At 60.1% G+C, this 23,825-nt stretch carries 24 protein-coding genes; 12 read left to right on the top strand and 12 right to left on the bottom strand.

What is annotated here, in order from left to right; genetic code table 11:
- The first annotated feature begins 5 nt into the window (after positions 1-5).
- The 3 genes from I2I01_RS03025 (at position 6) to I2I01_RS03015 (ending at position 2,946) form a co-directional block, all read left to right on the top strand.
- Positions 6-1,982, top strand: coding sequence for an OmpA family protein (locus I2I01_RS03025; RefSeq protein ID WP_211537789.1), 1,977 nt, complete (start codon positions 6-8; stop codon positions 1,980-1,982).
- Positions 1,983-2,329: 347 nt separating this feature from the next.
- Entirely contained in the window at positions 2,330-2,704 is a 375-nt protein-coding gene (locus tag I2I01_RS03020) for a hypothetical protein (RefSeq protein WP_196284932.1), read from the top strand.
- 53 nt (positions 2,705-2,757) lie between these two features.
- Complete coding sequence (locus tag I2I01_RS03015; protein ID WP_196284931.1) at positions 2,758-2,946, top strand: DUF4177 domain-containing protein; 189 nt, start codon at positions 2,758-2,760, stop codon at positions 2,944-2,946.
- A gap of 94 nt (positions 2,947-3,040) precedes the next feature.
- On the opposite strand, the gene I2I01_RS03010 is transcribed toward I2I01_RS03015, so the two are convergent.
- From I2I01_RS03010 to I2I01_RS02990, 5 genes are all read right to left on the bottom strand, one after another.
- Positions 3,041-4,333 carry a citrate synthase gene (locus I2I01_RS03010; protein ID WP_196284930.1) on the bottom strand — a complete coding sequence of 431 codons (1,293 nt, stop codon included), beginning with the start codon at positions 4,331-4,333 and terminating at the stop codon, positions 3,041-3,043.
- A gap of 205 nt (positions 4,334-4,538) precedes the next feature.
- On the bottom strand, positions 4,539-5,945 hold the full coding sequence (mnmE, locus tag I2I01_RS03005) for a tRNA uridine-5-carboxymethylaminomethyl(34) synthesis GTPase MnmE (RefSeq protein ID WP_196284929.1): 1,407 nt from the start codon (positions 5,943-5,945) through the stop codon (positions 4,539-4,541).
- A 58-nt stretch (positions 5,946-6,003) separates the two neighbouring features.
- On the bottom strand, positions 6,004-6,666 hold the full coding sequence (locus tag I2I01_RS03000; protein WP_196284928.1) for a metal-dependent transcriptional regulator: 663 nt from the start codon (positions 6,664-6,666) through the stop codon (positions 6,004-6,006).
- Between the two features lie 108 nt (positions 6,667-6,774).
- Positions 6,775-7,785, bottom strand: a complete 1,011-nt coding sequence (locus I2I01_RS02995) for a 3-oxoacyl-ACP synthase III family protein (protein ID WP_196284927.1) — start codon at positions 7,783-7,785, stop codon at positions 6,775-6,777.
- A 100-nt stretch (positions 7,786-7,885) separates the two neighbouring features.
- A complete protein-coding gene (locus I2I01_RS02990; RefSeq protein WP_196284926.1) occupies positions 7,886-9,070 on the bottom strand; it encodes a glycosyltransferase in 1,185 nt (394 codons plus the stop codon).
- 84 nt (positions 9,071-9,154) lie between these two features.
- On the opposite strand from I2I01_RS02990, the gene I2I01_RS02985 reads away from it, so the two are divergent.
- Positions 9,155-9,979, top strand: a complete 825-nt coding sequence (locus I2I01_RS02985) for a 2,3,4,5-tetrahydropyridine-2,6-dicarboxylate N-succinyltransferase (protein ID WP_196284925.1) — start codon at positions 9,155-9,157, stop codon at positions 9,977-9,979.
- A 142-nt stretch (positions 9,980-10,121) separates the two neighbouring features.
- Positions 10,122-10,424, top strand: coding sequence for a hypothetical protein (locus I2I01_RS02980; protein WP_196284924.1), 303 nt, complete (start codon positions 10,122-10,124; stop codon positions 10,422-10,424).
- Positions 10,425-10,497: 73 nt separating this feature from the next.
- Here I2I01_RS02980 and msrA read toward each other — a convergent pair whose 3' ends face one another.
- Both msrA and I2I01_RS02970 read right to left on the bottom strand, forming a co-directional pair.
- Complete coding sequence (msrA, locus tag I2I01_RS02975; protein WP_196284923.1) at positions 10,498-11,034, bottom strand: peptide-methionine (S)-S-oxide reductase MsrA; 537 nt, start codon at positions 11,032-11,034, stop codon at positions 10,498-10,500.
- Positions 11,035-11,315: 281 nt separating this feature from the next.
- Positions 11,316-12,203, bottom strand: a complete 888-nt coding sequence (locus I2I01_RS02970; RefSeq protein WP_196284922.1) for a 3-hydroxyacyl-CoA dehydrogenase family protein — start codon at positions 12,201-12,203, stop codon at positions 11,316-11,318.
- A 197-nt stretch (positions 12,204-12,400) separates the two neighbouring features.
- On the opposite strand from I2I01_RS02970, the gene I2I01_RS02965 reads away from it, so the two are divergent.
- Positions 12,401-12,559: a lmo0937 family membrane protein gene (locus I2I01_RS02965; RefSeq protein ID WP_196284921.1), complete on the top strand. Its 159-nt coding sequence runs from the start codon at positions 12,401-12,403 to the stop codon at positions 12,557-12,559.
- Between the two features lie 88 nt (positions 12,560-12,647).
- Here the strand turns inward: I2I01_RS02965 and I2I01_RS02960 are convergent, their stop codons facing one another.
- On the bottom strand, positions 12,648-13,475 hold the full coding sequence (locus I2I01_RS02960; protein WP_196284920.1) for a hypothetical protein: 828 nt from the start codon (positions 13,473-13,475) through the stop codon (positions 12,648-12,650).
- A 103-nt stretch (positions 13,476-13,578) separates the two neighbouring features.
- On the bottom strand, positions 13,579-15,210 hold the full coding sequence (locus I2I01_RS02955) for an ABC-F family ATP-binding cassette domain-containing protein (RefSeq protein ID WP_196284919.1): 1,632 nt from the start codon (positions 15,208-15,210) through the stop codon (positions 13,579-13,581).
- Positions 15,211-15,436: 226 nt separating this feature from the next.
- On the opposite strand from I2I01_RS02955, the gene I2I01_RS02950 reads away from it, so the two are divergent.
- Both I2I01_RS02950 and I2I01_RS02945 read left to right on the top strand, forming a co-directional pair.
- Complete coding sequence (locus I2I01_RS02950) at positions 15,437-15,973, top strand: DUF4199 domain-containing protein (protein ID WP_196284918.1); 537 nt, start codon at positions 15,437-15,439, stop codon at positions 15,971-15,973.
- A gap of 172 nt (positions 15,974-16,145) precedes the next feature.
- Positions 16,146-16,550, top strand: a complete 405-nt coding sequence (locus I2I01_RS02945; RefSeq protein ID WP_196284917.1) for a hypothetical protein — start codon at positions 16,146-16,148, stop codon at positions 16,548-16,550.
- A 55-nt stretch (positions 16,551-16,605) separates the two neighbouring features.
- On the opposite strand, the gene I2I01_RS02940 is transcribed toward I2I01_RS02945, so the two are convergent.
- A complete protein-coding gene (locus I2I01_RS02940; protein WP_196284916.1) occupies positions 16,606-17,031 on the bottom strand; it encodes a hypothetical protein in 426 nt (141 codons plus the stop codon).
- A 131-nt stretch (positions 17,032-17,162) separates the two neighbouring features.
- On the opposite strand from I2I01_RS02940, the gene I2I01_RS02935 reads away from it, so the two are divergent.
- Both I2I01_RS02935 and I2I01_RS02930 read left to right on the top strand, forming a co-directional pair.
- A complete protein-coding gene (locus I2I01_RS02935; protein WP_196284915.1) occupies positions 17,163-17,951 on the top strand; it encodes a murein L,D-transpeptidase catalytic domain family protein in 789 nt (262 codons plus the stop codon).
- Between the two features lie 97 nt (positions 17,952-18,048).
- Positions 18,049-18,861, top strand: a complete 813-nt coding sequence (locus tag I2I01_RS02930) for a M48 family metallopeptidase (protein ID WP_196284914.1) — start codon at positions 18,049-18,051, stop codon at positions 18,859-18,861.
- A 229-nt stretch (positions 18,862-19,090) separates the two neighbouring features.
- Here the strand turns inward: I2I01_RS02930 and I2I01_RS02925 are convergent, their stop codons facing one another.
- Positions 19,091-19,726 carry an LON peptidase substrate-binding domain-containing protein gene (locus I2I01_RS02925; RefSeq protein WP_196284913.1) on the bottom strand — a complete coding sequence of 212 codons (636 nt, stop codon included), beginning with the start codon at positions 19,724-19,726 and terminating at the stop codon, positions 19,091-19,093.
- Positions 19,727-19,890: 164 nt separating this feature from the next.
- On the opposite strand from I2I01_RS02925, the gene mtgA reads away from it, so the two are divergent.
- Both mtgA and I2I01_RS02915 read left to right on the top strand, forming a co-directional pair.
- On the top strand, positions 19,891-20,664 hold the full coding sequence (gene mtgA / locus I2I01_RS02920; RefSeq protein WP_211537787.1) for a monofunctional biosynthetic peptidoglycan transglycosylase: 774 nt from the start codon (positions 19,891-19,893) through the stop codon (positions 20,662-20,664).
- A 149-nt stretch (positions 20,665-20,813) separates the two neighbouring features.
- Positions 20,814-21,287, top strand: coding sequence for a YybH family protein (locus tag I2I01_RS02915; protein WP_196284912.1), 474 nt, complete (start codon positions 20,814-20,816; stop codon positions 21,285-21,287).
- Positions 21,288-21,393: 106 nt separating this feature from the next.
- On the opposite strand, the gene I2I01_RS02910 is transcribed toward I2I01_RS02915, so the two are convergent.
- Positions 21,394-23,175 carry an MAC/perforin domain-containing protein gene (locus I2I01_RS02910; RefSeq protein WP_196284911.1) on the bottom strand — a complete coding sequence of 594 codons (1,782 nt, stop codon included), beginning with the start codon at positions 23,173-23,175 and terminating at the stop codon, positions 21,394-21,396.
- Positions 23,176-23,825: the final 650 nt, after the last annotated feature.

Here is a 23,825-nt window from a genome sequence, read left to right as displayed (position 1 = left end):
ACCTTATGCGTCGCAATACAATGTTGGGGGCATTGCGCCTCGGAGTGATGAGCTTGCTGTGCCTGACAGTGGCCGAAACGGCCCAGGCCCAGCTGACGCCCAAGGTGCAAACCCCCACCAACACAAAGGCGCGGTCGCTGCTGGAAAAAGCCCAGCAGCAAACCAAGGAGCGCGACTTTGTGAAGGCCGTGGAAACGCTGAACCAGCTCAACGAGAAGTTTCCCTCCTTTGGTGAAGCCTTCCTGCTGAAAGGGTCGCTGTTGAAAGCCATGGGCGACAACCGCAACGCCATGGCTGCCTACCGCGACGGCCTGGGCAAGGTGCCGCTCGAAGCTTCGCACGCTTCAGAGTATCAGCTTTTGGGGGATTTGGCTCTGAGCTACGGCGACTACCAAACCGCCCTCGACGCCTATAAGAACCTGCTTAAGGTGGCACCCAAGACGCAGAAAAACCTGGCCAAGTCGCAGCGCCAGCTGCTCACCTGTGAGTTTGCGCTGAACGCCATGAAGCATCCGGTGGGCGAGGCGCCGGTGGCGTTGCCTTCGCCCATGAATTCCTTCAAGTTTCAGTACTTCCCGGCGCTGACGGCCGACAACCGCTTCCTGCTCTTCACAGGCCGGCCGGCGGCCAGCAGCGGTGAGGACCTATATGTGAGCCGCCAAAGCAAAGACGGCAGCCTGGGCGCTCCGGTGCCCATCTCGCCGGCCATCAACAGCAGCTACAACGAGGGCGCGGGCTCCATTTCGGGCGACGGCAAAACGCTGGTATTTGCCTCCTGCGACCGGCCTAAAGCCATCGGCAACTGCGACCTGTACATCTCGCGCCGCACCGGCAACAACTGGAGCACGCCCGTGAACCTGGGCACCAACGTGAATTCTACAGAGTGGGACTCGCAGCCCTCGCTGTCGGCCGACGGCCGCACGCTGTACTTCACCTCGACGCGCCGTGGGGGCCAGGGCCAGGAAGATATTTACGTGACCACGCTGCAGCCCGATGGCACCTGGAGCATGGCCCAAAACGTAGGCACGCCAGTGAACACGGCCGGCAAAGACATGGCCCCGTTCATCCACGCCAGCGGCACCACGCTGTATTACGTGACCGATGGGTTGGTGGGCATGGGCGGCCTCGACGTGTTTCGCTGCGAGAAAAACGCCAACGGCAGCTGGAGCGAGCCACGCAACCTGGGCTACCCGCTCAATACCTTCGAGAACGAGGCCTCACTTTTCATCACTTCCGACAACCAGAAGGGGTTCTGCTCGCGCACCAAGGCTTCGGACGAGCCGCCGGGGGGCTACCGCCTGGCCCGCGAGCGGCCGGTGGAGTTGTTCAGCTTTGCCGTACCCCAGCCCGTGAAGGCCCGCGAAACCAGTACATACACCCAAGGGCGCGTGTTTGACGCCAACACCAAGAAGCCGCTCAAGGCTGAAGTCAAGCTCTACGACCTGGATACCGACGTGCTTACTCAGTTCGTGACCTCCGACCCCGAGTACGGCGACTACACCGTGGTGCTCAACGAAGGCCACCATTACGCCATGTACGCCTCGGCCGATAAGTACCTGCTCAAAAGCCTCAGCTTCGACTATTCCAACCAGCACACCTTCGACCCACTCGCGCTGGATATTTACCTGGAGCCCGTGCGCTCGGGCCGGAGCGTGGTGTTGAATAACCTGTTTTTCGATACCAATAAGTACGACCTCAAGCCCCAGTCGCGCACCGAGCTCAACCGGCTGATTGAATTCATGCGGCAGTACCGCGACGTGCAGATTGAAGTGTCGGGCTACACCGATAACGTGGGTTCGCCCGAGGCCAACATTCAGCTCTCGCAGCGCCGGGCCCAGGCCGTGGTGGAGTACCTGTCCAGCCACGGCGTCTCCATCAACCGGCTCCGGTCGAAGGGCTACGGCGAAGGTCACCCCCTCGCTGCCAACGATACCGAAGCCCACCGCCAGCTAAACCGGCGCATTGAGCTACATATTTTGTAAGTCGCCCGGTCTTCGAATGTTCTTAAAGGCCTCTGGTGGAAGTTTCCGCCGGAGGCCTTTTTACTTAAAGCAAGGCTTTAAGTAAGTGAAAATATTATAGCATTCGCGCTCAACAAAAATATGAATCTTCCGCTGAGGCAATTTTTTTTGATTTCAGGGAGCTGTTTTTTTAATTTCAAAAATGGATTTATAATCAGGAACTTATAGTGAGATAGAAAAACGAATCAAATAAAAAAGTGATATAAAAGTGGTTTTTTGTGCAAGTGAAAATTGTGACTACGTTTGGATAGGTCAACCGCTTCAAAATGACCCTTGACAACACGTTTCACCATTAACCCTTTCATACCATGAAAAACTTGTTCCTGGCCACCTGCCTTGCCACAAGCGTTTGCTCGAGCCCGGCGATGGCCGCCGGCCCTGGCGACGGCTCTTACTCGCCGGCCATGATGACCCGCGCCACCACGCTCACCCGGGCCCTGGCGCGGCACATCCACTTCAACGAGGCGCAGTACCTCGCCGTGAAGCAGCTGCACCTGAATATGCTCACCGAGCGCCGCGACTTGGAAATCCTGCTCAACGGCGCCAGCGCCGAGGAGCGCGACACCCGCCTAGCCGAAGCCCAGCAGCGCTATGAATTTGAACTGGCTGCGCTGCTGCAGCCCCAGCAACTGGTGGCGTACCAGTCGCTGCGCAACAACTTCACCGCGCACCGCATCAAGTAAGCTTTCGTGGCAGCCCCGATTCGCAAAGAAGCGGGGCTGCATCGCCGCACCTTATGAAACGCTTTGAATACCGATTGCTGGACACCGTGAGTGGTTTTTTCAGCGGCATCGACTACCAGGAACTAACCAATCACCTGAACGCCCTGGGACGGGAAGGGTGGGAGGTGGTTTCCGTTGTGGACACCATGTTCACGTCGCATCAAACCCGCGGTTTGCTTATTACCCTCAAGCGCGAATACTAGCTCGAAGGATTCCTCGCAGGAGGTACAACGCAAAAAAGCAGGGCCCTGAAACGAATTCGTTTCAGGGCCCTGCTTTTTTAGTATCCGAAAGCGTTTACGCGCGAGCGTCGATGCTCACGTAGTCACGCTCCAGCTCGCCGGTGTAAATCTGGCGGGGACGGCCGATGGGCTCTTTGTTTTCGCGCATCTCTTTCCACTGGGCAATCCAGCCGGGGAGGCGGCCCAAGGCGAACATTACCGTGAACATCTCGGTGGGGATGCCCAGGGCTTTGTAGATGATGCCCGAGTAGAAGTCCACGTTCGGGTACAGCTTGCGCGAGATGAAGTACTCGTCGGTGAGGGCAGCTTGCTCCAGTTCCTGCGCGATTTTCAGCAGGGGGCTGTCCTGCAGGCCGAGGGCTTGCAGCACTTCGTCGGCGGCCTTTTTGATGATGGTGGCGCGGGGGTCGAAGTTCTTGTACACGCGGTGGCCGAAGCCCATGAGGCGGAACGAATCGTTCTTGTCCTTGGCCTTGGCGATGAACTTGCTGGTGTCGCCGCCGTCGGCCTCAATGGCTTCCAGCATTTCGATAACTTCCTGGTTGGCACCGCCGTGCAGGGGGCCCCACAGGGCGTTGATGCCGGCCGATACCGAACCGTAGAGGCTGGCGTTGGCCGAGCCTACGAGGCGCACCGTGCTGGTGGAGCAGTTTTGCTCGTGGTCGGCGTGCAGGATGAGGAGCTTGTTGAGGGCGCTTACCACTACCGGGTTGATTTCGTACTTCTCGGTGGGGAAGCTGAACATCATGTAGAGGAAGTTCGCGCAATAGTCCATGTCGTTGCGCGGGTAGTTCAGCGGGTGGCCCATGTTGTTCTTGTAGGTCCAGGCCGCGATGGTCGGCATCTTCGCCAGCAGGCGGATGATGTTGAGCTCCATCTCCTCGGGGCTCAGGTCCGGCGACACGCTCTGCGGGTAGAAGCCGGTGAGGGCGCAGATGAGCGACGACAGGATGGCCATGGGGTGCGTGGCCGAGGGGAAGCCGTCGAAAATCTTGCGCATGTCCTCGTGCACCAGCGTGTGCTTGGTGATTTGGCCGCTGAAGTTGTCGAGCTCGGCCTTGGTGGGCAGAGCGCCGTAAATCAGCAGGTAGGCCACTTCGAGGAAGCTCGACTTCTCAGCCAGCTGCTCGATGGGATAGCCGCGGTAGCGCAGAATGCCTTCTTCGCCGTCGAGGAAAGTGATGGCGCTTTTGGTGGCGCCGGTGTTTTTGTAGCCCGAATCGAGGGTCACGTAGCCGGTTTGGTCGCGCAGCTTGCCGATGTCGAAAGCTTTTTCGTGTTCGGTGCCTTCAATGACGGGCAAGGTAATAGACTTGCCGTCGAGGATGAGTTCAGCGGTTTCTGCCATGGGCGGGAGGGGTGAGGAAAAAATACGGTGCGAAACTAACGCATAAGCCGTAAGCCGGGAAATTTCCAGGCTTGCTACGACCTGTTCACTACAAAGCAAGGCCCCGCTTGGTTTCGCAAAACGGCCCAAAAACCTGCCTGAGTGCCCTCGGCATCGTTTGCGAAGATTTAGCGGTGCTACCGGTTAAATCGACGTTAAAGCCGAATTATTTGCCAATGCAGAACTGCGTAAAAATGCTTGTGAGCAAGTCTTCGGAGGAGATTTCGCCGGTAATCTCGCCCAACGCAGCCAGGGCGTGGCGCAGGTCGGCGGCCAGCAGTTCGGTGCCGCGCCCGGTATCGAGGCCGGTTTGCACGGCCGCAAGGTGAGCAGCGGCCGTTTCCAGGGCCCGGGCGTGGCGCACGTTGGTGACGATGGTAGCCGAGGCCGTGTTTTCCAGCGCCGAGCCCCGCACCTGGGCTACTAAGGCCGCTTGCAGCGTCTCCAGGCCTTGGTTCTGACCGGCGGACAGCAACACCAGCGGCGTTTGCCCGGCGCCGAATGCTTGCTCAAACGCCCGGATGGTTTCCGCCAAGGCTAAGTCCGTTTTGTTGCCAACGGCAAGCACTGGTAAATCTAAACCAGCGGTTAACTCTTGCATTTCAGCTTGAACCTCTGCTGGAGCCAGTTCGGATAAGTCGAACAAGTACAGCAGCATAGCTGCCTGCTTCACGCGCTGGCGAGTGCGCTGTACCCCAATGGCTTCGACCTCATCAGCCGGGTTGTCGCGCAGGCCGGCGGTGTCCACAAAGCGGAAGCGCAGACCGTCGATGCTCACCTCATCCTCGATGAAGTCGCGGGTGGTGCCGGGAATGGCCGACACGATGGCGCGCTCCTCGCGCAGCAGCGCGTTGAGCAGGGTAGACTTGCCCGCGTTGGGCCGGCCGGCAATGACAGCCGTAATGCCGTTTTTAATGACGTTACCGAGCTCGAAGGAGCGGAGCAGGCCCAGCACTACGCCGCGCACTTCGGCCAGCAGCCGGGCTAGGCCGGTGCGGTCGGCAAACTCGACGTCTTCTTCGCCAAAGTCCAGTTCCAGTTCCAGTAGCGCCGCAAACTGCACCAGCCGGGCGCGCAGGTCGCGCAGCTCCTGCGAGAAACCGCCACGTAATTGGTTCAGGGCTACCTTATGGCTGAGGGCCGAGTCGGCGGCAATAAGGTCGGCCACAGCTTCGGCCTGAGCCAGGTCCATGGCGCCGTTCAGGAAGGCGCGCTTGGTAAACTCCCCGGCTTCGGCCAGGCGGGCGCCGTGGCGCAGGAGCAGGGCCAGCACCTGGCGCACCACATAGTCGGAGCCGTGGCAGCTGATTTCGACCACGTCTTCGCGGGTGAAGGAGCGGGGCGCCCGGTACAGGGCCACCACCACTTCATCGATGATTTCACCGGTGTCCGGGTCACGCAGGGTGCCGTAGTGCAGGGTGTGACCGGCAGCCTGGGTCAGGCTTTTCTTGGAGAAAACCGCCGCCGTAATGACCACCGCCGCTGGGCCCGACAAGCGTACCACGGCCAGAGCGCCCGCGCCGGGCGGCGTCGATAGAGCGACGATGGTATCGGAGAAAATTGTCTGAACCACGGATTCGGCGGATTTATCGGATTGGTCGGATTTTATCGGTGGCGCCTGCTGGATGGGCTTACTCCGTCACAAACAAATTGCGGCTCACTTCGGCTGAAATAAGCGCCGTGCGCTCTTGGTTTATCTTAAGCTCGAAAGAGTTATCAAATGCCACCTTGTCCAGCACTTCAACCACAGCGCCGAGCTGCAGCCCCACTTTGTCGAGGTATTGCAGGAAGGGAGCAGTGGTATTTTTAACGGCGCACAAGGTGCCGTGGTCGCCGGGGCAGAGGTCGGCCAGCAGGCGGTGGGCGGGGCGCCGAATGGCGCCGTCCTCGGCCGGAATGGGGTCGCCGTGGGGGTCGAGGGCGGGGTGGCCCAGGAAGGCATCGAGCCGGCGCATGAGCAAGGGCGACTGCACGTGCTCCAGCTCCTCGGCCACATCGTGCACCTCATCCCAGCTAAAACCAAGCTGCTGCACCAGAAATACTTCCCAAAGCCGGTGCTTGCGGATAGTGAGCAGGGCCAGCCGCTGTCCCTCGGCCGTGAGCTGCACGCCGCGGTACCGCTCGTAGTTCAGCAGGTTTTTCTCGGACAACCGCCGTAGCATGTCCGTGACGGAAGGGGCCCGGGTGGCCAGCGCCGCCGCAATGCGGTTGGTACTAACGCCCGTGGCTTCGGGCTCTTCCTCGGCCAGCTTGAAAATGGCTTTTAAGTAGTTTTCTTCGGTTTGACTGGGCATGCAATACAAAGAACGTCATGTTGAGCGCACCGAAGCATCTCTACTGCTGTACTAATCATTTAGTATTGCGGTAGAGATGCTTCGGCTGCGCTCAGCATGACAGGCAACCTACCATTTAATCAGCGCCGAGGCCCAGGTGAAGCCGGAGCCGAAGGCGGCCAGGCACACGAGGTCGCCGCGCTTGATTTTTCCTTCCTGCACGGCTTCGCTTAGGGCGATGGGCACGGAGGCGGCGGTGGTGTTGCCGTAGCGCTGGATGTTGCTGAACACCTTGTCGTCGGTCAGGCCCATTTTCTGCTGCACGTACTGCGTGATGCGCAGGTTGGCCTGGTGCGGGATGAGCATGTCGACATCAGAGGGCTGATAGCCGTTCTGGTCCAGGGCCTCTTTGATGACCTGCGGGAAGCGCACCACGGCGTGCTTAAACACGTTCTGGCCGTTCATGTAGGGGTAGAGGTCTTGCTTGTTAGCTACCACGTATTCAACACGATTGTCACGGTTTGAGCCGGGCTCTTTCACAATGAGCTCCTCTGCGTGCTCGCCCTGCGCGTGCAGGTGGGTGCTGAGAATGCCCTGGCCTTCGGTTGTGCTGGGACGCACCACCACGGCGCCCGCGCCATCGCCGAAGATGACCGAGACGCCGCGGCCTTCGGGCGACTTATCCAGGCCGGAGGAGTGAATTTCGGAGCCCACCACCAGCACGGTGTCGTACATGCCGGTGCGCACAAACTGGTCGGCCACCGAGAGGGCATAGATGAAGCCCGAGCACTGGTTGCGCACGTCGAGGGCGGGGCAGTTGTTGGTCATGCCCAACTCGCGCTGCAGGAGCACGCCGGAGCCCGGGAAGAAGTAGTCGGGCGAAAGCGTGGCAAATACTATCATCTGCACGTCGTTGGCCTCCACGCCGGCCATTTCCAGGGCCTTGCGGGCGGCGTTGGCGCCCATGTTGGCGGTGGTGTCTTTGCCTTCCTCAAACCAGCGGCGCTCCTGAATGCCGGTCCGCTCCTGAATCCAGGCGTCGGAGGTGTTCATGAGGGATTCGAGCTCGGTGTTTTTCACCACCCGGCTGGGAACGTAGTGGCCGACTCCGGCGATGTAAGAATGACGTAGCGTAGCCATGGGCTGATGGAAGTGAAGTGGGAATTCTGAGAGGATTAGCGCCTGTTGGGCGTGTACTCAACCAGAATGGTTGACGCAAAATGGGCGCAAAGGTGGCGGTTTAAAACAGAGAATCCAGCAAAAGCCACAATTTTTTGCCTTCGGAAGCCCAAAGCGCATCAGCAGGAATGCCATCGGAATAGAAATTGGCCCGGCGCAGCTGCGCCACCAAAGCCGGCGCATCGAGCGGACGGGCAAAGTCAACTTCTAGCCCGGCGCCGTGCTCCCGAATGAGGGCGCCCCAAAGGGGATTGGGCGTGGCCAGCACGGGCAGGCCGTGGGCCAGGTACTCGAATAGCTTGGTGGGCCGGCACCGCTCGGTGCTGATGTGCGGGCGGTAGGGCAGCAGGCCCACATGGCTCCGACCTATTTCAGCCACAATTTGCTGGTGGGGCACCAGCGCGGCACCGCCAATCAGTTTCACCCATGCCGGCTTTTGGACCACCACGTTGTGCAACCACTCGAGCACCTCCGGCTGCTGGCAGTAGCCGATGATGGTGAGTTGCACCCCGCCCGGCCACGCCGCGTGCAACTGCTCGGCGAAGGCAATGGCCTCCCGCACCCCATTCAGCTCCGAGATGGTGCCGGAGTAAAGCAGGCACAGGGGCTCGCCAGGTGGCGGCAGGGCCCGCGGCTGCACGGCGCTGATTTCGTCGGGGGCGGGTTGGTATTTGTTTTCGAGTACCAGCACCCGGCCGGCCGGCAGTTGTTCTAGAAAAGGCAATTCATTGGCATAGCTGGCTTCGGCCAGCAGCACAGCGGCGGCGCGGCGCGCGGCGCGGCTCTCGACCCAGCGCAGGCCAGCCGCCAGCGCGCGTTTCAGGTAGCCGTGGTACACCTGCTGCGTCGAAACGTTCAGGGCGTAATTTTCGCGGATGTCATAGATGAATTTCCGGCTCCGGCCCAGCCGCTGCCAGAGCAGCGTGAGCGGCAGCAGTTCCGGCGCATGCACCACGACCAGGGCGGGCTTCAACTGCTGCAGCAGCTGCCAGTAGCGCCATTGCGCTGCCAGTCGGCCCAGGCTCAGGCGGGAACCTTCAAAAATGCCGTGCTGCTGTACCACCGAAGTCTCGTTGGCTTCGCTAGTACCATCCTGCCTCTCCGGGCCGCGCCCCGCTACGTGCACCCGCACGCGGGGCCGCGCTCGCAGGCTTTCGGCAAACTTGCCCCGCATACGGGTGTCGTCGACCGGCTTCAGCACCGACGCCAGCAATACCACGAAATCAGAACCTGCGGAGCCTAACACGGGCCAAAGATGCTAGTTTTGCTGATTCTAAGCCGCTGCGAGTCTTTCGGTACGGCGCTCTCCCTTCATTAAGCTAATCTGATAATGGCTAACCTGCAATCCCAAATTGAAGCCGCTTGGGCCGACCGTGCCCTGCTCCAAACCCCTGAAACCAAAGCCGCCATCGAGCACGTCATCGAGGAGCTTGACAAAGGCCGCCTGCGTGTGGCCGAGCCGCCTGCCGAAGATGGAGGCGAGTGGACCATCAACGAATGGGTGAAGAAGGCCGTGATTCTGTACTTCCCCATCCGTCAGATGAGCACCCAGGAAGTGGGGCCCTTCGAGTACCACGACAAGATGCTGCTTAAAACCGACTACGCCGGGCAGCAGGTGCGCGTGGTGCCACCCGCCGTGGCCCGCTACGGCGCCTTCCTGGCTTCGGGCGTTATCCTCATGCCCAGCTATACCAACATCGGTGCCTACGTGGGCGAGGGCACTATGGTGGACACCTGGGCTACTGTGGGCAGCTGCGCTCAAGTGGGCAAGGGCGTACACCTGAGCGGTGGTGTGGGCCTCGGCGGCGTGCTGGAGCCCGTGCAGGCGGCCCCCGTCATCATCGAAGACGGCGCCTTCATCGGCTCGCGCAGCATCCTCGTGGAAGGCTGCCGCATCGGCAAAGAGGCCGTGATTGGCGCGGGCGTCACCATCACCGGCAGCACTAAAATTATTGACGTGACCGGTGCCGAGCCCAAGGAATATAAAGGCTACGTGCCACCGCGCTCGGTGGTCATCCCCGGCTCCATTAACAAGCAGTTCCCTGCCGGCGAGTACCAGGTGCCGTGTGCCCTCATCATCGGTCAGCGCAAACCCAGCACAGATTTGAAGACGTCGCTTAATGACGCGCTGCGCGATTTTGGCGTTAGCGTGTAAGCTGAAAGCCATGCGGGAATTCAAGCTGAGCAACAGATATTTTTGGCGAGAATTTGCCCTATCTAATCTGATTTTCGGCTCGATTATATTCTTGCTAAGTATCACGAGGTTTAAGGGTTCGTCTCCCATTTTACCAGTCGCTGTGCTGCTGATAGTTAATGTTTGCAACATAATCAACTACCTCATCTGGCCGCCACTGAAGGAAATTATCATCGAACCGGCTACGCAAGAATTAATTTACAAATTGCTTTGGCGGCATCCGGTGAAGGTTAAACTAAACCAACTGACGGTCAATGTGGGAAGCTGGGCAACGCGTGGCGGCACCCAAACCGGCCTGTTATTTCACAAAGGCTTCGAATTGTTGTTTCGCGCTGCTAAAGGGCCTTGGAAGGAAAATGATTTAGCCGAGATTCGGCAGCTTGCTACCTCAATTCGGAATATTTAATAACCAGAAAAGGCCGCTTCTTAGGAAGCGGCCTTTTCATTTCTCAGATTCCTCGCTACACTCGGAATGACAACTACACCCCCGCCTTCAGCTTCTCGCCAAACAGGGCCTTCACCTTTTCCACCTTGGGGCGGGCCACAAACTGGCAGTAGGGCTCGTGGCCGTGCAGGTTAAAGTAATTCTGGTGGTAATCCTCGGCGGGGTAGAAGGCCGGGGCGGGCAGAATTTCTGTCACCACAGGGTTGGGGAAGGCCTGGTTGTCGTTGAGCTTCTTCTTGTACTCCTCGGCCAGCTGCTTCTGCTCCTCGTTGTGGTAGTAGATGCCCGAGCGGTACTGCGTGCCCACGTCGTTGCCCTGGCGGTTGAGGGTGGTGGGGTCGTGGGTTTTCCAAAAGATTTCAAGCAGCTCTTTGTAGTTGATAACGGCCGGGTCGAAGGTGATGTCGATGACCTCGTTGTGGCCAGTGAGGCCGCTGCATACTTCTTTATAAGTGGGGTTGGCAATGCGGCCGCCGGTGTAGCCGGATACCACTTTCTCCACCCCCTTCAGGTTCTGAAAAACGGCCTCGACGCACCAGAAGCAGCCGGCGCCAAATGTTGCATGTTGCATGGGTAGGAAATTAATTCGTTGGTGTTGGTAACAACGCGGTAGACGCAGCTGTGGTTATTTCCTTACATCGTGCCCGCGTCTGTCATTGCGAGCGGAACGCAGTGAAGCGCGGCAATCCCTCCTCTCAGCCGCGACCAGCCCTGAGTTGTGACGAAGCATTTTAAAAACGCATAAAGCCCCGACGCCGGTGAGGTGTCGGGGCTTTGTCACAATAGAAGGCTAGTCGCTGAGAACAGGACGGATTGCTTCGTCGTGCCTCCTCGCAATGACAAACTGTACGCTTACTTCCGCAGCCGCTCGGCCACCACCAGCTCTTTCGAGCCGGCCGTGTGTTGGTAGAAACCTTCGCCCGACTTCACGCCCAGGCGGCCGGCCGTCACCATGTTCACCAGCAGGGGGCAGGGGGCGTACTTGGGGTTGCCCAGGCCCTCGTGCAGCACCCGCAGAATGGCCAGGCACACGTCGAGCCCGATAAAGTCGGCCAGCTGCAGCGGGCCCATGGGGTGGGCCATGCCCAGCTTCATCACCGTGTCTATTTCCTCCACGCCCGCCACGCCCTCGTGCAGCGTGATGATGGCCTCGTTAATCATCGGCATCAGAATGCGGTTGGCCACGAAGCCGGGGTAGTCATTCACCTCGGTGGGCGTTTTACCCAGCTGGCGCGAGAGGTCCATCACTTTTTGCGTCACCTCATCCGACGTGGCGTAGCCGCGAATTACCTCCACCAGCTTCATCACCGGCACAGGGTTCATGAAGTGCATACCGATTACCTGCGCGGGCCGCTTGGTGACGGCCGCAATCTTAGTAATCGAAATCGACGAGGTATTCGAAGCTAAAATGGCTTCGGCGGGGGCGTGCTGGTCCAGGTCGCGGAATATTTGCAGCTTGAGGTCCACGTTTTCGGTGGCGGCTTCCACCACCAGCTGGGCGTTGGCCACGCCCTCGGCCAGCGAGGTGAAGGTGCGCAAACGGCCCAGGGTGGCCGTTTTGTCGTCTTCGCTCAACGTGGCTTTGGCCACCTGACGGTCGAGGTTTTTGGTGATGGTGCCCAGGGCGCGGTCGAGGGCCGGCTGGTTGATGTCGATGAGGGACACAGCAAAGCCGTGCTGCGCAAATACGTGGGCAATGCCGTTGCCCATGGTGCCGGAGCCGATTACGGCGACGTTCATAACTAACAACTGAAAGGGTGGGTGGGAATGCAGGTGCGGGCCAGTGGCCGGGCCCGACAAAGCTACAGCAGCAAGGGCAACCGCCATTTTGTTTGCCCGCAACCAAATTTTTTTCCAATTAATATATCCTTTTGAAAACACCCGCGTACAATGCGGCATAGTCTGTTTCTTTCACCTCCTTCACACACACACTAGCCATGGGCAACCTCCTGTATATCATCGCCGTCATCCTCATCATCATTTGGGCTGTTAGCTACTTTGGTGGCTACTACACGGGCGGCATCATTCACACCCTGCTGGTTATTGCCATCATCGCCGTACTGCTGCGTGTTATCAGCGGCCGAAGCGCGGTGTAAGCATCCCTTTGGGTTAACTTTAAAAACACAAAAAAGCCGTGCTGATTCGTCAGCACGGCTTTTTTGTGTTTAAATCGACACCGTTCGACTATCGGCCGATGTTGTACAAAAAGCAAAAGCGCAGGTTCAGCCCGGGGTAGAGCGAAAAAGCGGAACTGCCAAAGTTGTACAGGCCCAGGATATCGACGGCCGCCCTTTCGCCCAATTGCGAACGGTAGCCGATACCGGCCAGGGGCGAAGTCACGGTTCTATTTAATTTAACGAGGTAATTGTACTGGTCGTAACCGGCCAATTGCGCGTTGGTGACTTCGTACTCGGCGTGCAAAAAGAATTCTTTGTACACGATGTATTGCGCAAAGGCTTTAAATCCGAGGCTGCTGCTGGAGAGGCTGTTGGCGCCGCTGGCCGTAAGCGTACCCGACGGGGTGGGGTACGTGAAACCATAGGTGCGATAGAAGCTTTCCGGCGAAAGCGAATAGTTGTTGTAGGAGTAAGAAAGGCCCGGACCGATGGCGAGCTTATCGGTAACGCGAAAGCCCAGAGCCGGCGCCAAGCTGGCGTTGAAATTGCCGATGCCGTCCACCGACGTGTAGCCCAAGCCCAGGTTGGCGTAAATAAATTTCTTCGTCGGTGGCTTGTCCTCGGCACCGCCCGCCTTGGTGTTTTGACGGTTTGGGAAGTCCAGGCCCGACGGAGCATCGGGGGTGGGGCGAGCTTCCGGCTGCGGCTCCTGCGCGGGAGCCGGGGCCTCCGGCGTGGTGGCCGGGGCAGGAGTGGGCTCCACGGGGCGGGGCTGCGCGGGCGGCGGGCCGGGAGGCGCCGAGTTCAGCACGGGCTTGTCCTGAGCCTGGGCTCGGTGGGCCGGCAGGTAAGCCACGCCCAGCAGCAACACCAGCGGAAGCAAATGACGTTTCATGGGAAGAATATCGGAATGAGAAGGAAAGATGGCGATGAATGGGTTAACAGTCGATGAAATAACGAAAGTTAACCCATCCATCGTTCGGCCATCCGTCGAATACTTATGCCAATTGGTACATTTTCTGGCGCTGCGCTTTCAGCGTTTCGTCGGCCAGGTATTCTTCGTAGTTCATACGGCGGTCGATGATGCCGTCCGGGGTCAGTTCGATGATGCGGTTGGCCACGGTGTCGATGAACTGCAAGTCGTGCGAAGCGAAGAGCAGCGAGCCCGTGAAGTCCTTCAGGCCGTTGTTCAGGGCCTGAATGCTTTCCAAGTCGAGGTGGTTCGTGGGGTCGTCGAGCACCAGCACGTTGCCGCTTTCCAGCATCATCTTGCTCAGCATGCAGCGCACCTTCTCGCCGCCGCTCAGCACGTTGGGCTTTTTCTGCGATTCCTCACCCGAAAACAGCATCCGGCCCAGCCAGCCGCGCACGAAGCTTTCGTCTTTCTCCACCGAGTATTGGCGCAGCCAATCCACGAGGTTCATGTTGTCGGCCTGGAAAAAGGCGGAGTTTTCCTTGGGGAAGTAGCTGGGCGTGATGGTGGTGCCCCACTTGTAGTCGCCTTTGTCGGCCTTGGTTTCGCCAAAGATGATGTCGAACAGCAAGGAAGCGGCCCGGTCGTCGCGGCCCACAATGGCCACTTTGTCGCCCTTATCGAGGTTAAAGGTTACGTTCTTGAGCACCGGCACGCCGTCCACGCTCTTGCTCACGCCTTCCACGCTCAGCAGCTGGTTGCCGGCTTCGCGTTCGGGCTTGAAGGCGATGTAGGGGTAGCGGCGCGAAGAGGGCTTGATTTCCTCCAGCGTGAGCTTTTGCAGCAGCTTCTGGCGGCTGGTGGCTTGCTTCGATTTCGAGGCGTTGGCCGAGAAGCGGCGCACAAACTCTTCCAACTCCTTGCGCTTGTCCTCGGTTTTCTTGTTCACTTCCTGCTTCTGGCGCAGCGCCAGCTGGCTGCTCTCGTACCAGAAGGAGTAGTTGCCGGGGTACATCGTGATTTTCGAGAAGTCCAGGTCGGCCATGTAGTTGCACACAGCGTCGAGGAAGTGGCGGTCGTGGCTCACCACAATCACGGTGTTCTCGAAGTTATCGAGGAAGTTTTCGAGCCAGAGCACGCTCTCGGCGTCGAGGTTGTTGGTCGGTTCGTCGAGCAGCAGCACGTCGGGGTTGCCAAACAGGGCCTGGGCCAGCAGCACGCGCACCTTCTCGCTGGCGCCGAGGTCGGCCATGAGCGAGTAGTGCTTGTCTTCGGTAATGCCAAGGCCCGAGAGCAGTTCGGCCGCCTTGTACTCGGCGTCCCAGCCTTCCATGTCGGCAAATTCGCTTTCAAGCACGCCCAGGCGCTCGCCGTCGGCGTCGGTGGCCGTGCCCGCGTCGTACTTGGCGTAGAGGGCGTCCTTTTCGGTCATCACCTCGGCCAGGCGCTGGTGGCCCTGAATGACGGTTTTCAGCACTTCCTGGTCGTCGTAAGCAAACTGGTTCTGCTTGAGCACGGCCAGGCGCTGGCCGGCGGGCATTTCCACCGAGCCGGTGTTGGGCTCAATCTCGCCCGAGAGGATTTTCAGGAACGTGGATTTGCCCGCGCCATTGGCCCCGATGAGGCCGTACACGTTGCCGGGCAGGAATTTAACGGTGACGTCTTCAAACAGCACGCGCTTGCCGTAGCGCAGGCTCACATTGGAGGTGGAAATCATTCAACTAACGAGAAAGAGGAAATAAAAAGGCGCAGGGAGCGCCGCCGGCCGCAAAATTACGCACGATGCCGGCGTCGGCGCATTTTATCAAACGGGTAGCAGCGCAAATAAGTGCCTGTCAGGCCGGTGCCTGCACAACCCCGCGCGGACCAAGGCAGTATAATAAGAGAACATCGTGGCATCCGCACCACTTTTTTTCCACACCTACCTTCAAATCGAATTTCCAATGGCAACTGCATCTTCTTCCGCATTAAAAGGCTCGGCCGCTCGTTCGGCCCGCCGCATGGCGGCGCTGCGCGCCACCGCTGAAAATAATGGCGTGCGTTATGGCATCTACACCGGTGTCGTCCTGATAGTGTACTTGGTGATAGCTGCCGTGACCGGCTTTTTGGGCAATATTGAAGCCAGCGCGCTCAACGGTGCCATCATCGTGACGGGTGTGGTGCTTTCCATCCGCCACCTGCGCATGACCAAAGGAGCCCACATGGGCTACCTCGAAGGCTATGGCACGGGCATTGTGACGGCGCTGGTAGCTTCCGTGATGCTGGGCGCTGCTTTCTGGGTGCTGGGCGGCGTTAGCCACCAGGCCATTGCCCAAATCCGCACCCGCGACCTGTTTGGCGCCGACCTGGGCGTGCTCATCAGCGGCCTGGGCATTATTCTTATGGGCGCCATGACCGGCGTTATCACCTCGCTCATCGCCATGCAGTACTACCGCTCCGACGATGAAGAGCAGACGGTTGCTGAACGGAATAAAGACTAAGGTTCATAACCTGCACACTAAAAGGGCCAGCTCATTGAGCTGGCCCTTTTAGTGTGCAGGTTAATTGTTTATGGCAATAATAAGAACAAGTAGACTAATCCAGAAACTAAACACTATCTTGCGGCCGTTAAGAACAAATCCAAACATCTTCCCTGTCAAATATTTGTTTTTTATGTGCAAGTCCAACGCCATACTGCTGACACTCCTGTTAGCCGGCGTCTCCTTCGGCGCACAAGCCCAAATGGCAGACCGGCTGAGCGAACACCCCACGTTCGGCAAAGCCGTGAATGCCGATGCCCAAGTGGCCACCCGCGAAATGGTGACCCGCCTGCACCTCAACGAGGGGCAGTACCTGAAGCTGTTGCCGCTGAACCGCACCAAGCTGGCCGGCCTCAACAGCATCAACCGCGACTACAAGAACGACGAAGCTACCCGTGCTTCCAAAACCGCCGAACTCGAAGCCCAGTACGAACAGGAGTGCAGCCGCATTCTCACGCCGTCGCAGCTGAGCCAGCTGCAGCAAGACAACAACCAGCCCGCCACAGCGCCCGCCACTTCGGGCAACGGATTGGGTTAATAATTCCCCGTTTTAGCAAATAAAAAGCCCCGGCACTTGTTGCCGGGGCTTTTTATTATGGTTGCGCAGTAGGCTTCAGTGGGTCCGTCAGTACCTCCGTGACGGTGCCGAGGGGGCCGAAGCGCAGGCTGAGGCAGGCCGCGCTGGAACGTGGATGCCGGGCTTCGCACTGCGTGCCGGGCTCTAGGTAGTAGTAATATACTTTCTCGGTGTTGGCGCGCAATTCTTCTTCGTCGGGCGGGCCAAGCAGGGCGGTTACGTCGTTGGCGCGGGCTTCGTAGAGCTGTTCTTTGGCGCGCGCCAGGGCCGGCACGGCGGCGCGGCGCAGGTTGCGGCAGGCATAGGGGTCGGCCCGCCAGGCGGCCGCATCAAAGCCTTCGACTTTGGGCAGCGCATGGCCGCAACCGCTCAGGCACACCCAGCCCAACGCCCAGACAGCGGCGCAGCACAAAGATTTGGCAGAAAGAAAAAGCTTCGGCATTAACAGGAAGGTGTAGGGACGGCGCGCAGGAAACCGCTTAAAAATTGACGAAACTAAGCACTAAATTTGGCACGATGCTGTATAATGCCCTTACCTGGGATAAATAGAATAAGAGTAATTAGCTATCAGCGATGGAAGTAAAAAAAATAGTGACCTTGCTGCTGGCGGGCGCCTGGCTGGGGGTGGCGCCGGTGGCGGCCCAGTCGGGGCCGGCGGCCGTGGCAGCACTGCCCGCGGCGGCGCGGCAGGCTTACTATCAGGCCGCTTTTGAGCAGCGGGCCGCGCAGCTTTATGCCAACCTGCGGCTGGGGGCCACGGGGCTGTCGTTGCCGGTGTTTCGGGAGGGGCTGGTGGGTTACTACAACTTGCAAAAAGCCGGCGGTTCGTCGGTGCTCACGCTCATTGATTTCAGCCGGCCGAGCCAACAGAAGCGGCTATGGGTGATTGACGTGGCCCGCGCCAAAGTGCTGTTTCACACCTTGGTGGCGCACGGCAAGGCCAGCGGGGGCGATGTGCCGGTGGCGTTTTCGAACAAAGACGGCTCGGAGATGAGCAGCCTGGGTTTCTACCGCACGGCGCCCACTACCTACACGGGTAAACACGGCCTGTCGCTGAAAATCCGGGGCCTCGACCCCGGCTTCAATACCAACGCCGAAAGCCGGGCGGTGGTGGTGCACGGGGCCGAGTATGTGTGCGAGGATTTTGTGAAAGCCCACGGCCGGCTGGGGCGCAGCCAGGGCTGTCCGGCCCTGCCGGTGGCCGAAACGGCGGCCATCGTGAAGGCCATCAAGGGCGGGAGCGTGGTGTACTTGCACGGCCCGGCCACGGCCGGCTACCGCTCGCAGTGGCTCAACCTGAACACGGCGGTGGCGGCTTACGCGGGCCTGCAGCAGGGCGGAGGCGCGGCCGGCGTCAACTGAGCAGCATAACCAGAACGAGAAGCGTGCGTTATAAGCGCGAACCGGCTTGTGCAATGGCCGGTTCGCGCTTTTTTCATCACCCTTTTCCTTCCTAGCTATGCGTCTTAATCTCCGCGTCATCATTGCCCTCATCGTGGCGGCGGTGTCCCTGTTCGGTTACTTTTTCAATACCTCGAAAAACGAGGTGACCGGCGAAACCCAGCACGTGAACATGAGCGCCGACCAGGAAATTGCCCTGGGCGTGCAGGCGGCGCCAGAAATGGCCGCCCAGTACGGTGGCGAAAGCACCGACGCCCGCGCCACGGCCGCCGTGCAGGCCGTGGGCCAAAAAATAGTGGCCAGCACCAAGGCCGGCCAAACGCCCTACCGCTTCCAGTTCCATTTGCTGGCCGACGACCAGACCATCAACGCCTTCGCGCTGCCCGGCGGGCAGGTGTTCATCACGAAGGGCATCCTGAACAAGCTGACCTCGGAGGCCCAACTGGCGGGCGTGCTGGCGCACGAAATCGGCCACGTAGTGGCTCGCCACTCGGCTGAGCAAGTGGCCAAATCGAACCTGACGCAGGGCCTGGCCGGTGCGGCCGGCATTGCTTCCTACGACCCCAACAACCCCGGTAGCTCGGTGGCCAAAGCGGCCATTGCGGCCGCAATTGCCAAGGTGGTGAACCTGCGCTTCGGCCGCGAAGACGAGCTGGAGGCCGACCGCCTGGCCGTCGACTTCACGCCCCAGGCCGGCTACGACCCCCGCGCCATGATTCAGGTGATGCAGATGCTGCAGCAGCAGGGCGGCCGCAGCTCCACCCCCGAGTTCCTCAGCACCCACCCCGACCCCGGCAACCGCATCGGGGAGCTGCAGAAAGAAATTGCGGCGGAGTTCCCGCAGGGCGTCCCGGCCGGCCTGAAGCAGTAGGGAGGCGCCTGTCATTGCGAGGCCGCAGGCTGTGGCAATCCGTCCTGTTCTCAGCGACCAGCTTTCTATTGTTACCAAGCTCTAATACAAAGCCCCGGTACCGTAGTGGTGCCGGGGCTTTCTGGTAAAAGGACGTGTTTGGTATTGACAGGAAGGATTAGCTACGCTGTCCTTCGGTTGCCACGGCCTGCGGCCTCGCAATGACAGGCGTGTATGTGGCGACAGACTACTAAAAATTAGGTGGCGTCAGGTTTTTAAAGTGGCCGTTCAAGCGCACCCGGTCCTTGAGGCGCTCGGTTTCGAGAACGACGGGCAGGATGGTGTCGAGGTGTTCGCGCACCATCTCCTGGCGCTCCTGCTCGCTGGTGGTGGCCAGCAGCTGGTATTCCTGGTCGGTGCTGAAGCCGATGTGGTGGGCCACGTCGAAGATGCAGTAGTCGGGGGCCAGTTCCAGCAGCAGCTTGCGCAAGCCCAGCGCCTCGTAGAGCTGGCGCACCTGGCGGGTGATGATGTCGCGTAGCACGGGGTCGGCCACGTCGTCCTGCACCACGTCTTCGACGAGGCCGCCGGCGTAGAGCTTGCCGGGGGCCTGGCGGTAGAACTTGTTGATGCGGAACACGCCCACGGCCCGGGTACGGATGTCGAGCTCGCCGCTGGCATAGGTTTGCTCCACGCTGATGAGGCGCATTTCGGTGCCCAGCTCGCTGAGGGAATTGTCGAGGTAGGGCGGAATGCCGAAGGTGGTATTCTGCTCAATGCATTCGCGCACGAGCTGGCGGTAGCGCGGCTCGAAGATGTGCAGGTTCAGCTTTTCGCCCGGAAAAACCACCAGATTGAGCGGAAACAAGGGCAGCAGGCGGGCCATGGGTGCAGGGAAGGTGGGGGCGAGGGGCGGAAGCGGGCAATGGGGCAAGCAGGTAACAGCAAAGCCCGGCCTTTGGGTTTGGGTGAGTGGGTGGCCCCAAGCCGAAAGGGCGGCAAGGTAGGCGGGAAAGCCGAAACCCGGCGCGCCACGCTACTTTTGCTCCAATGTCATCGGCCAAACCCACCCCCCTGATTCCTGATTTTTCGATATTGCTCAAGCAAGCCGGGCGCCTGTTGCTGCAAGTGGTGGCGGCGCTATTTCTGACCTCGGTGGCCTGGGTGCTGATGTACCGCTGGGTGGCTCCGCCCGCGACCTGGCTGATGCTCGACCGACGCGCGCACGCGCCGGTGGGGCTGGGCTACTACGGCATTCAGCCCGACCCGCGCCACATCAACTACCAGTTCCGAACCCTGGACGAAGTGGCGCCCTCGGTACCGCTGGCCCTGGTGGCGGCCGAGGACCAGCGCTTCCTCATCCACCACGGCTTCGATTTCGATGCCCTCACCAAGGCCGCCAAGCGCAACTGGAACCGCGCCGAGGGCAAGCCCGTGGTAGGCGGCAGCACCATCTCGCAGCAGGTGGCCAAAAACGTGTTTCTGTGGCAGGGACGGAGCTACGTGCGCAAGGCCGCCGAAGCCTACTTCACGGTGCTGATTGAGTTTTTGTGGAACAAGCGGCGCATCATGGAGATGTACCTGAGCGTGGCCGAGATGGGCGACTGCACCTTTGGGGTAGAGGCGGCCAGCTTGCGCTACTTCGGCAAGCACGCCAGCCAGGTGAGCCCAGCTGAGGCCGCGCTGCTGGCCGGCGTGCTGCCCAACCCGCTGCGCTTCCGTGCCTCCAACCCCGGGCCAGTGGCGCGGGCCAAGCAGCTGCGGGTGCTGCGCAACATGAAGCGGCTGGGCGGGACGCAGTTTGTGGCGGAGATATTGAAGTAGGGAATAGGGAGTAAGGGATAAGCAATAGGGAAAAAGGAACGTCATGCTGCGCGCAGCCGAAGCATCTCTACCGCATAACTAACTCAATCGGCGCAGTAGAAGCAGGAGGGATGCTTCGACTGCGCGCAGCATGACGTTCTTTTGTTGGCATGAAGCACAAATACATTCTTCAACTGCTACTATTCAGCGGTGTAGGTTTGGTCGGCTGCACCGCCATGCGCCCCGCCGCTACCGCCGCCGCCCCGGCCGCCGCGCGACGGGCCATCGTGCAGCTGCTCACGACGCAGACGGCGGCCTGGAACCGGGGCGACATTCCCGGATTTATGGAGGGCTACTGGAAGTCAGACTCGCTGGTGTTTATCGGGCGGAAGGGGCCGACTTATGGCTGGCAGCCAACGCTGGATAATTACCGCAAGGGCTACCCCGATGCGGCCGCCATGGGCCAGTTGGCTTTCTCAGGACTGCAGGTTACACTGCTGGCGCCCACGGCCGCGCAGGTGGTGGGCCGCTGGCACCTGGCTCGGCCCGCCGCGGGCGACGTGGGCGGGTACTTTCTGCTGGTGCTGCGGCAGTTTGACGGACAGTGGAAAGTGGTAGCCGACCATACCAACAGTGCACAGTAGGCGTTGCGTACTGCGGGGCCTGATGGCCCGCTACGAATAGAAAAGCCCGGCCAGCATCTTGAGCTGACCGGGCTTTTCAGTAACCCACCGATGGAGTTTTCAAGCATCAGGCTTCGGCCAGCACTTTCTTCATGAGCTGCACGGCGTAGGGCTGGAAGGTGACGCCGGCCACGGTACTGCTCACTCTCAGGGTGAAGGCGTAGGCCGTGGCCACTACCTTATCAACCACGCCATTCAGGTCGCCGTCGAATTCCTGCCAGCCAAACACGCCTTGCTGATTGGTGGGGAAGGAAGCGTGCAGCAGGTTTTGCAGGCTGTCGGGCGACTGGCTGCCGGCCTGCTCCAACTCGGTGCCGCCACCGGCCACTTTCTGGCCGGTGCCCAGGCCCGCGAAGCTGGTGCCGTGGCTTTGCAGCCCGCCATTGTTTTTGACCACGATTTTGCTGATGGCTATTTCGGGGGCGCCGGGGGCCTTTATGCCCACGGCCCAGGCCTGGAGGGTAGCCGCTGAGGCGTTGGCGTAGTCGTGGCCCCGGGCCACCCAGGCGTTGTAGTCGCTTCCGCCCACGGCGCTGGGGAAGCTGCCCGTCACGAACCGCGCGTACTGCTGGCCGCTGCCGGTTTCGATGCCGCCGCCTGTGAGCAGGCAGCCGTCGGCCACCTGCGCAGTGGCCGAGTCGGCGCCGATGGTGGGGTTGCTTCCCTGGGCAGAGGTGCAAACGATTTTCAACAAGTTGGCCGGGTCGTGCACGCCCAGTGCGTAGGCCACAAGGGCGGCCCCGCCCGGCGAGGGAATCATGCAGTCGTGCGACACGGTTTGCCAGCCATTAACGGCCTGGGCGGAATCCAGGGTCGGAAAGCAGGCGGTGAGGAAGTCGGGGCCGCTGGGGTCGAGCCAGGCTCCGCCGCCGATAATCTTGTAGCCGGCGTCGACGGTGGCCGTCACGGTGTTGTATTGGTAGGCCGTGAGCGGGCCGTAGCTGGAAAAGACAACTGGATTTTCGAGGCTGTGCTTCAGTAGGCACAGGTCGAGGTAGTGCTTGAGGACGGCGCTGGCCGTGGCGTTGCTGGCCAGCCGCCACCATTCGGTGGATTTGTAGAGGGCCCGTACCGAGGACGCGTCGCAGGTAGCCAGCCAGGCTTTGATGGAAGCTTCGTCGGCTAAATCGAGGCCGGCCAGGGCGCTGACAGTGCCGCCCAACGCCTTGAGTTCTTGCTTGAGGGAACTGGAACCGGCGGCAACTTTAGAGTCGTGGGCCGCTTTGGCCACGGCCGACATGCTGCCAATGCCATCGTAATTGGCCTTAATTTCACTGGATAAGGTCTCCTTTTGGGCGAATGTGCTGGCGCTACTTTGAATGACGATGGACAACGTGCCGCCTAAAATGACTCCCAGCACCACGTGAGTGCCGTGGGTTTTGGTGAAGGCCTCGGCATCGGCCAAGGTTCGGATGGCGTTGAGCGCATCTACCGCCGCGGTGTTGATATTGGCGGCAATTGCGGTGGGGTCGTCGCTTTGGGAAAACAGCAGCGTGCCGCTGGTGAGGTCGGACGTATAGTTGGAGTAAGTGGTTTTGGAGGTCGTGTCCGTTTCCTTTTCGTAGTCGACCGCGACCGAGCCGCTGTAGACACCGTAGCTGCCCTCAATGCCCAGCGAAAGGGCGGTTTTGGTATAGGAGCTCTGCGACGACTCTTCCTGGCTGAACTGATGATGAAAGCCGTTGGAGGAAGTGGAGCTAATTACCTGGTCGGGCGTGAGGGGGCTGCGTCGCGAATCGAGGAGGTTGTAAAGAATCTGGGTGGGGTCTTCGGCCACGCGCGGGTCGAGGGCATTGAAAGACCTCAACAGAAAGTCGATGGGTTGGCTAGAGTCGTTGGCTTGCTGCATGGCGAAAGAGATGAAGGGGTTGTGGTTGGAAGATTTGCGAAAAAGGCCTGCTAATGCACCGATTGACACGGGAACGAGACTGACCGGAGTGGCCGGAAAACCGTGTTTTCGATTTGCGCCCGGCGGGTTAAGAACCAGCGCAAGCGCTACCATAGCACCGCAAAGGAAGCGGATGCTGCCCCGCGGCCAGCCACGTAGATTTACCTGATTTTGTGGGTAATTCTACCCGTTTTTAGGCGTCAGGCTCGGCATGTGGCGATGAAACAGATTTCAAGTGACGCTTCACCGCTCCAGGCTTTTCCAGCCGGGCTGGCTACTACCAAAGAAGGCGTCATCATTGGTACCAGGGCTCCAGCCTCAGCGCCGCGCGGCGGCTATGCTCCGAAAAGGCTACGCTCGGCCTGGCCCACATCAGCAGGAAGTAGTCGACCCGCGCCGGTGGCCGCTTTATACTTGGCTGCTCGACTCGTTTGGCCCCAGCCTGCTAGTAGAGCTGGGCGAGCCACGTGCGGCCGGGTAGGAGAGGTATCATTCTAAAAGCAAAAAGCCTGCTCCAAACCAGAGCAGGCTTATTCTATATTTAATAGCAGGTACCACTGCACCGCTCGCCGGCTGATAACAGTAGTTACAAAAGTGACAAAGGCAGCAAT

This window comes from Hymenobacter properus (assembly GCF_015694735.1).
Lineage (GTDB): Bacteria > Bacteroidota > Bacteroidia > Cytophagales > Hymenobacteraceae > Hymenobacter > Hymenobacter properus.
The sequence above is the reverse complement of the archived record's forward strand: the minus strand, read 5'-3'. Positions and strand labels throughout refer to the sequence as shown.